Source organism: Anaerorhabdus sp. (assembly GCF_036637135.1).
GTDB lineage: Bacteria > Bacillota_I > Bacilli_A > Erysipelotrichales > Erysipelotrichaceae > Anaerorhabdus.
Window position 1 is genome coordinate 1 of record NZ_JAVWNC010000053.1, and the last position, 13763, is coordinate 13763.

General features: G+C 30.6%; 9 protein-coding genes. All 9 read right to left on the bottom strand.

What is annotated here, in order from left to right; all coding sequences use genetic code 11:
- Positions 1 to 1294, bottom strand: a 1294-nt coding sequence (locus RR643_RS09215) for an LON peptidase substrate-binding domain-containing protein (RefSeq protein WP_332483033.1), incomplete at its 3' end; no start/stop codon positions are given.
- A 40-nt stretch (positions 1295 to 1334) separates the two neighbouring features.
- On the bottom strand, positions 1335 to 2606 hold the full coding sequence (gene tig, locus RR643_RS09220) for a trigger factor (RefSeq protein ID WP_332469715.1): 1272 nt from the start codon (positions 2604 to 2606) through the stop codon (positions 1335 to 1337).
- Between the two features lie 119 nt (positions 2607 to 2725).
- The gene (locus RR643_RS09225; protein WP_332483034.1) at positions 2726 to 3439 is read right to left on the bottom strand and encodes a DUF3196 family protein; all 714 of its coding nucleotides are present in this window, start codon (positions 3437 to 3439) and stop codon (positions 2726 to 2728) included.
- Positions 3440 to 3487: 48 nt separating this feature from the next.
- Positions 3488 to 8398, bottom strand: a complete 4911-nt coding sequence (locus RR643_RS09230) for a hypothetical protein (protein WP_332483035.1) — start codon at positions 8396 to 8398, stop codon at positions 3488 to 3490.
- Positions 8399 to 8496: 98 nt separating this feature from the next.
- Positions 8497 to 9786: a hypothetical protein gene (locus RR643_RS09235; protein WP_332483036.1), complete on the bottom strand. Its 1290-nt coding sequence runs from the start codon at positions 9784 to 9786 to the stop codon at positions 8497 to 8499.
- A gap of 12 nt (positions 9787 to 9798) precedes the next feature.
- Complete coding sequence (locus tag RR643_RS09240) at positions 9799 to 11091, bottom strand: hypothetical protein (protein ID WP_332483037.1); 1293 nt, start codon at positions 11089 to 11091, stop codon at positions 9799 to 9801.
- On the bottom strand, positions 11084 to 11938 hold the full coding sequence (locus RR643_RS09245) for an ABC transporter ATP-binding protein (RefSeq protein ID WP_332483038.1): 855 nt from the start codon (positions 11936 to 11938) through the stop codon (positions 11084 to 11086). The genes RR643_RS09240 and RR643_RS09245 overlap by 8 nt, the downstream gene beginning before the upstream one ends.
- 3 nt (positions 11939 to 11941) lie before the next feature.
- A complete protein-coding gene (locus RR643_RS09250) occupies positions 11942 to 12313 on the bottom strand; it encodes a GntR family transcriptional regulator (RefSeq protein ID WP_332483039.1) in 372 nt (123 codons plus the stop codon).
- A gap of 67 nt (positions 12314 to 12380) precedes the next feature.
- Positions 12381 to 13334 (bottom strand): L-lactate dehydrogenase, encoded by a 954-nt coding sequence (locus RR643_RS09255; protein WP_332469722.1) that lies wholly within the window; start codon positions 13332 to 13334, stop codon positions 12381 to 12383.
- Between the last annotated feature and the right edge of the window lie 429 nt (positions 13335 to 13763).

The following is a 13763-nucleotide window of genomic DNA, read 5'->3' on the forward strand; positions in this document are numbered from 1 at the left end:
TGTAATCGGAACCAAGTTTATCAATTTCATCAATTAAGAAGACAGGATTAATTACGCCAGCTTTCTTCATTCCTTGAATAATTCTACCTGGCATACTGCCTAAATAAGTACGACGATGTCCTCTTATTTCAGATTCATCTTTGACACCACCTACAGACATTTTCACGAATTTACGATCCAATGAACGCGCTATTGATTTGCCAAGGGATGTTTTACCAACACCTGGTGGACCTACTAAACATAGAATTGGTGCATTTAAACTCTTTGTCATTTGTTTAACTGCTAAGTATTCCATGATTCTATCTTTAACTTTTATTAGTCCAAAGTGATCTTGATTCAAACGATCTTGTACTAAATCTAAATCCTCGTTATCCTCCGTTAAGCCATACCATGGTGTTTTAAGCAACCAATCTAAATATGTACGTACTACGGATGCTTCACCTGATGATGCTGGTAACATCTCGTAGCGAGCTAACTCTTCCAAAGCTTTTTGTTTTACATGCTCAGGGTAAGGATTTTTTTCAATTAGTTCACGTAACTCTGCTGTGTCATCGACAACATTGGAAACATCACCCAATTCTTCTTTGATAGCACGCATTTTTTCACGTAAATAGTATTCGCGTTGTCCCTCTTCAATACGTTCTCTTACTTTTTCATTGATACTTGTTTCAACACGAGACATTTCTTTTTCTTTTTCTAACTCACTGATGATTAGCATCAATCGTTCATTCACATTTAATGTTTCTAATAATTGTTGCTTCTTATCAAGTGACAATGGAAAATATTGTGCAAATTGATCCGCAAGAACAACAGCAGACACACCTTTTGTTAATTGTGAAATTACTTCAGGTGGAAAATGAGTTGTAGAATTTGCAACATTTTCAAATTCTACTGCAACCCTTTTAACAAGAGCTAATTCTTCAATTTCATCACCTGCTATATTCGTAACTGGTTGAATTAATGCCATTGTTAGCTTATCACCATCGATGTATTCCACAAGTTCTGCACGTTCTAAACCAGTAAATGTAACACGCATAAAACCATCCTTTTTACGGATTGTTTTGATATGGCACAATGTACCAAATTTATAAATATTATCGAGTGTTGGATTATCAATCATGATGTCATTTTGGCATACAACCCAAACATGACCTTCATAATGATTTGATGCCTCTTCTACTGCATTAACACTCTTTTCTCTACCTACCTCGATGACCACATCTTGGTTAGGAAATACCACAATTCCTCTTGTACAAACGACAGGAATTGTTACTTGCAAGCTTTTATTTTTCATTCTTTATACCTCCATAGAACAAAATAAGACGCGTAGCGTCTTATTTATTAGCTGTATCTTTAATTAGATCGTAAGCTTTACGAATACGGATATCTTCAGTTAAGCTAAGTGGTGCAATTAATTCCTTAACTTTAGTGATTTCCATCTTATATTGATCAGCAATACCTTGGTATTCTGTTTCGACTTCTTCGTTACTTACTTCTATTTTCTCAGCTTTAGCAATAGCTTCAAGGACTAAACGCAATTTTACTTTATTTTCAGCATCTTTCCCCATTTGTTCACGAATTTGTTCGATTGTTTGACCCGTCATTTGCATGAATTGATCAAGTGAGAAACCTTGTTGTTGTAAACGATTAGCAAAATCATTTACTAATTGGTTTGTTTCATCTTCAATCATTTCTTGCGGAATGTCTACTGTCGCACCATCAACCACTTTTGTGATTAAATCATTCATCGCTTTATTTTCTGCTTCTGTTTTCTTATTTTCCCCTAAATCTTTTTTAATTAAGTTCTTTAAATCTTCTAATGTTTCAACATTTGGTGCATTCACATCTTTTGCAAATTCATCATTTAATTCAGGAAGTTGTTTTGTTTTAACTTCATGTAATTTGATTTTGAATACAACTGGTGCTCCTTTAAGTTCTTCAGCTTGGTAGTTTTCAGGGAATGTTACATTAATGTCTTTTTCATCTCCTGCTACAGCTCCAATAAGTTGTTCTTCAAATCCAGGAATAAAACTTCCAGAACCGATTACTAGGTTATGACCTTCAGCTTTACCACCTTCAAATGCAACGCCATCTTTAAATCCTTCAAAGTCAATAACTGCAGTATCTCCGTTTTCAACAGCACCTTCTTTAGTGATCATATCTGCATAGTTTTCTTGAAGTTTAGTAAGTTCAGCATTTACTTCGTCTTCAGTTACTTCAGCAGCCTCTTCAGCATATGATAATCCTTTGTATTCACCTAATGTTACTTCTGGTTTAACAACGATGATAAAACGAATATCAGCTTTTTCTTCATTCATTTCATCAATTGCTAATTCAGGTCTAGCAACTGGCCATAAATCATATTCTTTGATACCATCTTGTAACAATTGATTCGCAACACTTTCAACAGCCTCAATCATTACATTATTTTGAGAAATACTTTTTTCAATCATGTTCTTTGGAGCATGACCTTTTCTAAAACCAGGTATTTCAACGTTTTTAGCTAATTTATCAAATGCTTTAACTTGAGCATCTTTCCAAGCTTGCCCTTCGATTGTTACTTTTAATTCACCTTTAGATTTTTCAATAATATTCCAAGTTGACATTTTTTATTCCTCCTAAATGTTCAGCCTTACTATTATAACAAAATTATCCTCAATTTCAAACAAGTTGAGAAGTAATATGCACTATTTTTCTGGCTTTTTTTCAATGTTTGTCATTTTTTTTATGAAAGTTGTCGATTTCGTAATAAATCTTGTCTTTCAGTTAGCTTAAGCGCCAATTGATCCCATTCATTTTCTCTATCTACCAAAACTAAAACTTGGCGGACTACTTGAATCGCTAATTGATAGCCATCCTCATAATCATAACTCAATGGTAAATAATCAAAGCACTCGTGAATAAGTTGTTGCATCACAAATTTATAGAAAGATGGATCATCACTTTCAAACCAATCTTCAAGATAGCTTTGCGCTTCATTAAACCCATCAGACTCAAAGGGTCTAAGACACATAATTGGACTGAATTGATATTCCATATCCCCTTTTATATAGGTAAATGTATCATCAATTCTTTGTTCAATACATGAATCAATTAATAAAGCCGCTGCGTATGGATTAGGTTTACTCTTAAAATAACGCTCAATTAAATCTGTCATTTGTCTTAAATTCTTAGCGTTTAATTGATTAACTGCATAGAGTTGAAATTCGTCATTTCTAAACAAGCATTCTTCAATTTCTTCATCACTAAGCACTGAAATCGTTTCAGAACCACTCATCTCTTTAATATCTTTTAAGAGTTCTTTGACTTCACTTTCAAATTCAACAGGTACATACGGCATTTTTAATTCAGTATGAATTAATGCTTTTGCTTCATCAAATTCTTTCTTCTCTATTAATTCCTTAATTGTCTGTAGAATTTCATCATAATAGTTTTCCATAGATCATCCTCTAAAATAGACCTTCAACAGGGGTTGAAGGTCCATCCTTTAATTATTAGTTATCTTTTCTTTTAAGTAATTGAGTTTCTTAATAAACATATTCTTGTTGTCTATTTCAGTCTCTTTTTGAATTCGACGCTTTTCACTCATTTGATTTTCAAATTCGATTAAACGATGTTGTTCATTCGCAATTTCTTGATCAAAATCATTAATCAGTTTTTGATGATTTCTAACCATCTCATCATAAATTTCAGTTTGTTTTGAGATTTTGATAGCTTTGTCATTACGTAACTTAGCTTCTTCATCTTCAAGTTCATGTAAACGATTCTTACGTGCTTGAATCTTATCTTCAAATTCCTCTAAAACTTGTGCGTAAGAAATTGTATCACCTTTATGCTTATAAGTCTCATTTAATGCTTCATATTGCTTACGAATAGCAGCTAAACGTCTAGAAGCTTTGTTATTGTTATCTTGTAGTTTGAATATAGCTTCTAGATAACTATTGCTTACATTAGCCATATGATCTTTAAATTCGTCTTGAATACGTTGTTCATCTTCTATCAATTCATCACGTAATCCCGTTACATTTTGAAGTTCATTTGCATCATTCTTCTCTTCGTTACTAATGCGTCTACGTAATGTTTCTTTATATTCATGAATATAGGCATCATTCTTAGCAATTTGTTCATTCAACAATTCTTCATAACGTTGTTCTTTCTCACGTACAAGACGGTCAAGTTCTTCCATCGTCAATTCAAAGTTTTCACCTTCAAGTTCTTTTTCTTTTGCCAGGCGTTTCATTTCTTTTTCTAGAATCTTATTTGTACGTCGATTTTCCTCTTCCATAGCCGCCATTTTCTTTGCAGCCAATTTATCAAAGAGTTTTTGTTGCTTATCAATGATTTCATCAATTCTTTCTCTTTCTTCTTCAAGAAGAACTAGTTTCGATTGACGAATAGCTTTGAGTTTCTCTTCCTCTTGGTTTCTTGTTTGAGCAAATCGGTCGATTTCAGTATCAATACTTTGTTTATAAGATTCAATCTTAGACTGTCTATCCTTAATTAAATTCTCAATATTAACAATGTTTTGTTCACACTCTTCTTCGTATTTACGTCTGATTTGTTCATTTTGGAACTTACGTTGTTCAAGCTTTTCTTCTAATTGATGAATAGCCAACGTAATTTGTTCTTCTTGTTTCTTTAATGACTCGTTTTCTGCATTTAGCTTAGTTATTTGAGGATTGTATTGATTACGTAAAGATATCTCCTCCTCATGCATCTTGCTTGCAGATAATTTCATACGTTCATGAATTGCATCCAGCGCTTCATCCCAAAACTTCTTGTAGCTTTCTTTTTCAATATTTCTTTCTTCAATACGTTTCGTTTCTTCTGCATTAAGGCGATTAACAAGATCATCAAAGCGTTTCTTTTCTTGTTCAAGTTTAGTTTCTTCTTGACGAACATACTCATCAATTTCTGCCCTTTTCTTAGCTAATTCATCAGCTAATTGAGCTTTATAGTCTTCATAATTTTGAACGAAATTATTCAATATTTCTTCATTTTGAAGTTGTATAGTCTTTTGTTTTTCATCTTGTTCTTGAACAAATCCTTGAATCTTTTGTTCGTGTTCTTGACTGACTTGATCAATCACTTTTTGATAATTTTCATTACGAGTAGCTACAATTCTCTCCATTTCAGCTTCAACACTTTGTTGAGCCAATTTAATTTCAGTGATTTTTTGCTCGTTGAATTCTTTTGTTTCAGCTAATTCTTTTTGAAGTTCTTCGATATTAATATTTAAGCGATCAACCATCGATTGATAGTTTGCGATTTCACGTTCTCTATCTTCTACATGTATTTTATTATTGCGTTCATAATCAGCAATGAACTTTTCAATCATTTCTTTCTTAGTTTCTTGTTGTCTAATCTTTGCATCAACCGCATTCTTCAATTGAATTCTTTCAATTTCAACAGCATTAAGTTGCGTATTAAGTTCTTCTTTAAGTTCATTAAAACTCTTCAAATTACTTTCTTGAGCAATCTCTGCTTCATATTCCAGTTGTGTCTTACGATGCTCAAAATCCTCTTGTAGGACTGCCATTTCATGCTTATGTTCTTCTTCAGTTTTATCAATTTGAGCTGTAATAAGTTTCACTTGTTCTTGAATCTTGTTTAAAGCTTGTTCATTTTCTTTAACTTTATTCGAATAAGTAGCCTCTAAAAGAGTTTGTTCTTGTAGAATTCTACCCTTTTCTTCTTCCATATTTCTTTGAATATCAAGTAATTCAGAATTCATTTTACTTGATATAGTCTTACGCGCTAGTTCATATTCAGACCGTAGATAATCAATACGTTCATCCTTTTGAACTTCCAATTGTGCAATTGAACGTTCAATTTCTAATCCTTGTTCATTCAATTCATTAGCAAGCGAATTTCTCAACTTAAGAAGTTTTTGATTTTCTTCTTGTTCGTTGGATTTATAATGGTTAATTAAATCTGAAAGTGATGCTTCAGCGTTACGTATTTCAATCCGCTTATTATCGATTTCATGTTCAAAATTATTAATTTGTTGTAGATGTTCTTCAAGAGCAATACTATTCTTCTTTACAAGATCATTCTTATTTGTTTCGTATTCTTCTTGAATCGCCGACATATTTAAGATGAGATTCTTTTCTTCCTCAGTTAAACGGTTGATTTCATCATGAATATCATGAATACGTGTTTGTGCAGTATCACGATGTTCTTCAATACTCTTAGCGATCTTCTCCATCGTATTTTGAGCATTTTCTTTAATTTTAGCTAGTTTCTTATCATTACTATTTTTTAACGATTCCAGTTCTTTTGTATTCTTAACTTTCAAAGTTTCAAAGTTTTTATTTGTGTCTTTTAGAATGCGATTTTCAAGTTCAATTTGTTTTTCGAATTCAGGAACAATCGAATCAATCTTACTTTGTGTTTCACGAATTTCATCTTGAATTTGATTCATAAAGACATCACTATTCTTCCTTAATTCAGTTACACGATCCTTATGCTCTTTTTGAATTGATTTAATATTTTCTTCATACTTAGCTTGCATTTCATCTTTTTTAGCCAGTACTTTTTGTTCAAATTCTTCCATTTTCATTTGGAATTTGTCTTTTGCTTCTTCTATTTTTTGCGCGTGTGAATTCATCAACTCTTCGCGTTTTGCATCAAATGATAGTAAACAAGCTTCATGTTTAGCTCTTTCATCCTCACGTAATGCTTCTAAAGGTTTCATCTTCTCAACAAGAAGTTCGATTTCCTTTTTCAAACCATCAATAATATGCCTTTTATCAACTATTTGAGCATTATGTTCATCTTTAATTAATTTGATTTGATTTTCAAGTCGAAGCATTTCGTCTTCATTACTTTGTTGTGTCAGGTTAACTTGAACTTGTTTATCTTCAAGCTGCTTAATATAACTTTCTACTTGTTTATCAATATCAACTCTCTTTTGTTGAAAAATAGTTTCTTGTTCTTTCAGTTGATCTTGAATGGCTTCAACATCACTCTCAAATTGTGCACTTAACTTAATTAGGAAGTCATTGTGCTCTATCTCAGCATCTTTAATGTCTGTTTGACACTTCAAAACTCGATCTTTGATTTCATTTAAGCGTTGGTAGTGAGTACTTTCCAACGTAAGTGCTTTAGCTTCTAATTCTTTTTTATTTAATTGTAATTTTTCTTCTTCACGGCGTAAATCTTCTTTTAAGAAGTTGATATTACCTTCAAGTTTTTCTGATTCACTTGCGAGTAACTCACGATAGAAATTATAGATTGAATCGGCTTCTTCTTTGAGTTTAGTATCTAATCCATTTGTTTTAGATACAATATCTTGATGGAATGCTTCAAAATCATTCCCTAACTTTTCAATTAGCTGTTGAGTTTGTACTTGTTCAGCAGCTCTAAGATTTGCAAAATTATCAACTTCTTGTTTATAAGTATCACTTAAAACGCGGAATTGATTTTGTTTTCCAGCTAATTCATTTTCAATTTGATTTTGGATGTTTTCTAACTCAGCTAAACGACTATTTTGATATTCTTCAAGATTACGTTTTTCAATTTCATATTTATCTTGTTTTTGTCTTAATAGATCTTTTAAATTCTTCTCGTGTTTGTCTAATAAATCAAGTTCTGCTTTTTTACCTTCCATAAATGCTTCATTACTCAAAGCAAAATCATCAAAACTTGCAGCCCATTGATTTATCTTGTTAGTTAATTCTTGTTTCTTATGATTAAGTTCTAATAATTGATTTTCTTTTAAATTATCTATTTCTTGTTTTAGTTTGTCATATGTAATTTCTTCGTCTTTAAGGGCAATACTAAGACTGTTTTCTAGTTCTACAACTTGTGCATCAAAAGTCTTCTTTAGTTTCTCAATTTGATTTTCAAAGCGTTTAATTTCTTTTTTCTTTTTATCACAATCAATTGAAGCTGCTGATTTTAAACTTTCCTTAATTTCTTCAGTTTCTTGAATTAGGCGATTTCTTTCTTTAATAAACAATTTATCTTGAGAAAGCTTTATTGCTTTGATTTCTTCATCTATTTGCTTTTCCTTCTCAGCAAGTTGGTTTTTAAGAACTTTTGCTTTTTTATCAGATTCACTCAAAAGAGCTGCTTTTTTCTTATTTAAGTCCTTAGCAGCTTTTTCAGATTTATTTGCAAGCACATTGATTTTATGTTGAATGTCATCTGATTGATCATCCATTTTATCCATTGCTTTCAATGCTTCTTTTTCTTTTAAGTTTACTTGCTTCTTGCGAGCATTATATTCAATATCTTGTACTTTTTTTACCCCATCTAAAAAGTCACCAGAATGATTAATATCACGTTCTAGTTTATCGATATTTTTTTCTTTCTCTTCTATTTTTAGCTGTATATCACTTGGTTTAACCTCCTCAGGTTTCTTAAACGAATTGAAAAAATTGAATTTCGCCATGTTAAATCTCCCCATTACCGTAGTAAATTACTTATATGTAATCTAAATTTTACCCTAAAATTGACAATTTAACAATCACTACCGATATAGGAATTTACTTATTTCATAGATAATCGCTTATATCCCCCTTTAAAAAACATATTTAGGGATATTAAGATAAGCATATTCACGATAATAAACATAATAGTTGCTTCAAATCCAATGTTTTGAATATTAAAACTAGATACTGCTAATGATAAAATAATAATTATAAATCCCGCTATAAAATAGAAAAAACCAAAATACTTACTAGCCATACCATATAAACAAAGACATAAGCTTAATAAATTCATTGTAACAATAAACCAAAATTGAAAACTAGTTATAGAGAAAATAAACGTTTGTCCTTTTATTAAATAACTCATCCCAATAAATACGACGAAAATTGATAAACTGGTTAGCATAAACATCGAAATTATTCTGTAAATACATGCATGAAATATATCCTTTTTACTAACTGGAACAAGTTTTACGAAATTAGCATGAGAATACATTTTCTCAAGAATATATAAACTCAATGCAATTAAAATGAAATGGAGAAAGTAAAAATAATTGGCTATATTAAGTACATTTAAATCACTATATACATAGTTTATCGATGCAAACACAAAGTAAAATATAACAAAAATATTAATCTTTTCAATTTTCGTATAGGACAAAGATGCCAGTTGCATAATATTCTTATATTTATTTTTTGTTATTTTATGATAACGATCAAAATTAACATCAAACTGATTTTTATTTCGAACGATAAAAATCTCATAAACTTGAAAACCAATTAAACATGAAAATAAACAAAATATACCAATAACACCGATTTGATTTAACTGATTTATTTGAGATGAGCTTATTGTCACAATAAGCATAATACTAATAAATACAAAATTGATTCCAGGTATGAATGATCGATATCCCGCAAAATTCATTCTACCCTTTGACTTCGTTGTTTCTAGATAACTAATAATAAAATAATTCACTGACATCCATAACCAACTTAAAACAAAGAAAATCATCTTTCCTTCAAATATGTTCTGACTAAAACTCATGGTTCCAAAACACAATAAAGTTGATAAACTGATAAACAAAAGTGAATGTATAATTTGTGCCTTACAATAATCCTTCTTTAAAATAGGCAAAAGATGTACTAATCCGCTAGTTTCTACATCATATTCAGAATTTGAATCAAAGAATACTTGGTAATTTTCACAAAATCTATATAACCCAAATAAATAGATAATTGATTCAAGCAAACCAGTTCTATCAATGCCCGCAGCTGTAAAAAGTAAAGTAAAGTAAATAAACGCAACCCACTTTTGCTTATGCCACCAATACTGTTTCATTTTTTCCATATGAACCTCCATTTATTTAAAAACAATTGTTCTATATTTTTTTTGAATAGTAACAAGAAGTACCCCAACGCTTATCGTTGAAACAATGATACCTACGATTATATTTGAATTAAATAAACTCATTTGAAAATTAAAGAAGAAAACAGAAACAAAGAGTAACAACAAACCTAAAATAATATATAAGTATCCGTTCCTATCTAAAAATATTTTCAACAAAATCGAAAATGAAAGCAGATGAAAGTAGATGGCGTAGAAGATATTACCGACTGATATATTAAAGATAAATTGTCTATTTTGAATTAGTCCATAAGCTAAAAGCACCAAAATCATAATTCCTAAATAAACTAGCCAGTCTAGTACCATATTAACTAATGAACTGATGAAGATTTCTCTTTTAGAAAAAGGTAATATATTTAACAAGCTTCCTTTACGATAGTATTTACTTACATTACTTTGAACTACATTTAATAACGAACCAAATGATATAATCATAAAAGCGCTAAATAAATGAACCACATCACCACTGCTAAACGTAATTCCAATAAAAATACCACCAAGATAAATCATATTATTTGAAGTTTTTCCAACCTCAAAACTCGACAGCTTGATTATATTTTTGATTCTAGACTTTGAAAGTTTAAAGGTTATCCCCATATTTCTTTGATTTGATCTTACAATAGCTAAATAAATGAGTCCTGTAAAAAACAAAATAGAAACTGTAATAAATAGAATACTGTTTATCCCGGATAATTGAGACACTTGGCTATATTGTCCTGGAATAGAGAAAAGAAATCCAATAACTGATGAAAAAACGCAAACAATCAGTAATGTTTTTCGAAGTTCAATGATTTTGAATAATTCTTTTGCAAAATAGTTTTCCCAAATATGAAATGCTAAATACAAAATGGTAATAAAAACCCAATAATATTGAACCAAATAAATAACATCAGTTGTACGTATCAAATGCAATTGACGATAATAACTAGGACCAAAATAACGAACCAAGAACAATAATCCTGTATTTAAAAGAATAAAACAAATCACAAATATTGTCTGTTTCTTTTGATATTCACGTCGTTTAAGTGGTAATAATTGAATTAAGCGAAATTTTTTTGATTGCCCATATCGACTACTAAAATCAAAATCAACTTGTCCATTTTCACAAATAAGAAACAACCCTACCGTATATACAACACAAGAGAAAGCACTGTTTGAATCAATTAATGTAATGAATGAAAACAACCAAATATATAGAAATATAAAATATTTATTTTTTGTTTTTATATATCGTGTAACTTTATCCATTGTTAATTTCCCAATAATACATAACATCTTCAACAGATGCTTTTTGAAATTTAAACTCTTCGTCGTCAATAAAGCGGTTTGTATCAGTACACAAAGCCTTAAATCCGTTACTTGTCTTACTAACACCTCTTAAATATGGACGTATTTTACTAGGAATATCTCCTTCAATTGTTACAATTTGGTTATCTTCTTCTATTTCATCTTTAGTTTTTGTAAATTCTATTTTTCCATCGTGAATAAGTGTAATTTTGTCTGCAATTTTATCTAAATCAGATGTTATATGAGTAGAGAATAAAATAGTTTTATTTTCATTTTGCATCACGTCATACAATAAATCCAAGAACTCTCTTCGACTTACAGGATCTAAATTAGCTGTCGGTTCATCTAAAATTATGAAATCAGGCGAATAGGATATCGCAAATAATATCGCAACTTTCGCTAACATGCCCTTAGAATATGACTTAAAATTTTGTGTAAAAGGTAAATGATTTTTTTCGCAAAATGATTTAAATAAATTGTAATCAAAGTTTTTATAGAAAGAACCAATTTCTTTACCTAATCTTTCAGCGTTCAAAGATAGAGGAAAAATAAATTGATCATTTACATAGGCAATACGTTCTTTGATTTCTACTTCATTTTGATCAAAATTCATACCTAGTATTTCGATTTTCCCACTATCACGACGTATAAGTTCTAAAAAAGCATTTATAAATGTTGTCTTCCCTGCACCATTCTTACCAATTAATCCAGTCACAAAACCTTTCTCAATTGCATAATAATCCACATATAAACGAAATTCATCATAATAAACTTTTAAATCTTCAACCACTAACGCATTATCTTTCATCACTTAGTCCTCCAATAATTCGTGTATAAGTTCGAGTAATTCTTGATTAGTTAATCCAATTTGCATTGCATTATCAATGATACTTTTCAACTCTAATTTTGTTTCCTTTAATTTCATTTCTTTTAATTTCTCAAGTTGTAATTTCTTTACAAAGTTTCCTTTGCCTTGCCGAGATTCAATATACCCCTCTCGTTCTAATTCATCGTAAGCACGTTTTACTGTAATAATCGCGATATTAAGATCTTTGGCTAATACTCGTATCGAAGGTAATTGATCATTTACATTAAGTTCACCAGTAAAAATCTTCTCTTTGATTTGATTCATCAACTGAAGATAATTTGCTAAATTTGATTTTTCATCTAGTTTTATAATCATATAACCTTCCTCACTGTTATTATTACATAGACACAGTTACATTACAATAAAAAAAGTAATCTTTCGATTACTTCAGATTAGTCTTGCTAATTTCATTTTGTATTTCTTTTAAAGTACTAGCACTTAGATTGAACTTACCTTGGTCAACTTCATTAAGTGGTAGCTGAATGATTTCCTCAATACCATTATGTCCTATAATTGCAGGTACCCCAATAAACATATCTTTCCATCCATATTCACCATCTTGATATGCAGAGACAGTAAGAATAGCATGCTCATCATTTAGAATTGCTTGCACAAGTCGATTGAGTGCTAAACCAATACCATAATATGTTGATTTCTTTCGATTTATAATTTCATACGCTGCTTGTTGAACTTGATGATAAATATCATTTAAATCATTCAAGTCCTTGCCTTTTTCATCCAATAGTTCAAGTAGACATTTACTTCCAACATAAGCATGTGTCCATGGTACAAAACTTGAATCACCATGTTCTCCCATAATGTATGCATGGATATTATTTGTTGAAACACCAAGATACTCACTCATTAAATAACGAAGACGTGCTGTATCTAAAATTGTTCCAGATCCAATGACTCTTTCCTTTGGTAATCCAGAAACTTGCCAAGCAACATATGTCATTAAGTCAACAGGGTTTGAAGCGACGACTACAATACCATCAAAACCAGAAGCCATTATACTTTTAGTTATTCCTTTTATGATATTTGCGTTAATTGCAGTCATATCCAATCGTGACTGTCCTGGTTTTTGTGCAGTTCCAGCAGTTATCACGACAATTTCCGCATCTTTACACTCTTCATAATCACCTGTCTTTATTACTATTTTATTTCTTGCATAAGGTAATCCATGTTGTAAATCCATAGCTTCACCTAACGCTTTTTCTTTATCCACATCAATCAATACTAATTCATCTACACCACCAGAAGTTAGAAATGAATAAGCCATACTCATACCAACAAAACCAGTACCAACTAATACAACTTTACGATCCTTTTTCATTGCTAGATCTCCTTTCATAAGCTTTGCTTATAGTCATATTTTAACAACCAATATTTTATTTGTATTGCATTATGCCCATACCTATTCAATCGACACAATATTATTAAACTCATTATTTTCAAATTGAATTGAACTTAATTTGAATTTATATCTCTTCTAATTTCATACCAAGAAAATTGATTTGTTATACAAATCATTTAAAGAACCTTTATGAAGTTCCCAAATTCCTCTCTCGTAGAATTTGTGTCCAATAAACTCAGTACTCTTCTATGCTACGAGGTAGTTATTGACGAAGGTTGAATTCATTAGCGTAGTTTTTAGATTCCTACTTCAAGTTCATCAAAGTCCAAATCCATCATCTAACAGTGGTGGTATTCAAAGCTTTGTTGAAGTAGGTTTCTTTTTTTATTGTATTAAGCTAAGTAACGG

Coding starts and splice junctions, on each gene's coding strand:
- tig (WP_332469715.1), bottom strand. CDS start 2,606: ATGTCAACTTGGAATATTATTGAAAAATCTAAAGGTGAATTAAAAGTA.
- RR643_RS09225 (WP_332483034.1), bottom strand. CDS start 3,439: ATGGAAAACTATTATGATGAAATTCTACAGACAATTAAGGAATTAATA.
- RR643_RS09230 (WP_332483035.1), bottom strand. CDS start 8,398: ATGGCGAAATTCAATTTTTTCAATTCGTTTAAGAAACCTGAGGAGGTT.
- RR643_RS09235 (WP_332483036.1), bottom strand. CDS start 9,786: ATGGAAAAAATGAAACAGTATTGGTGGCATAAGCAAAAGTGGGTTGCG.
- RR643_RS09240 (WP_332483037.1), bottom strand. CDS start 11,091: ATGGATAAAGTTACACGATATATAAAAACAAAAAATAAATATTTTATA.
- RR643_RS09245 (WP_332483038.1), bottom strand. CDS start 11,938: ATGAAAGATAATGCGTTAGTGGTTGAAGATTTAAAAGTTTATTATGAT.
- RR643_RS09250 (WP_332483039.1), bottom strand. CDS start 12,313: ATGATTATAAAACTAGATGAAAAATCAAATTTAGCAAATTATCTTCAG.
- RR643_RS09255 (WP_332469722.1), bottom strand. CDS start 13,334: ATGAAAAAGGATCGTAAAGTTGTATTAGTTGGTACTGGTTTTGTTGGT.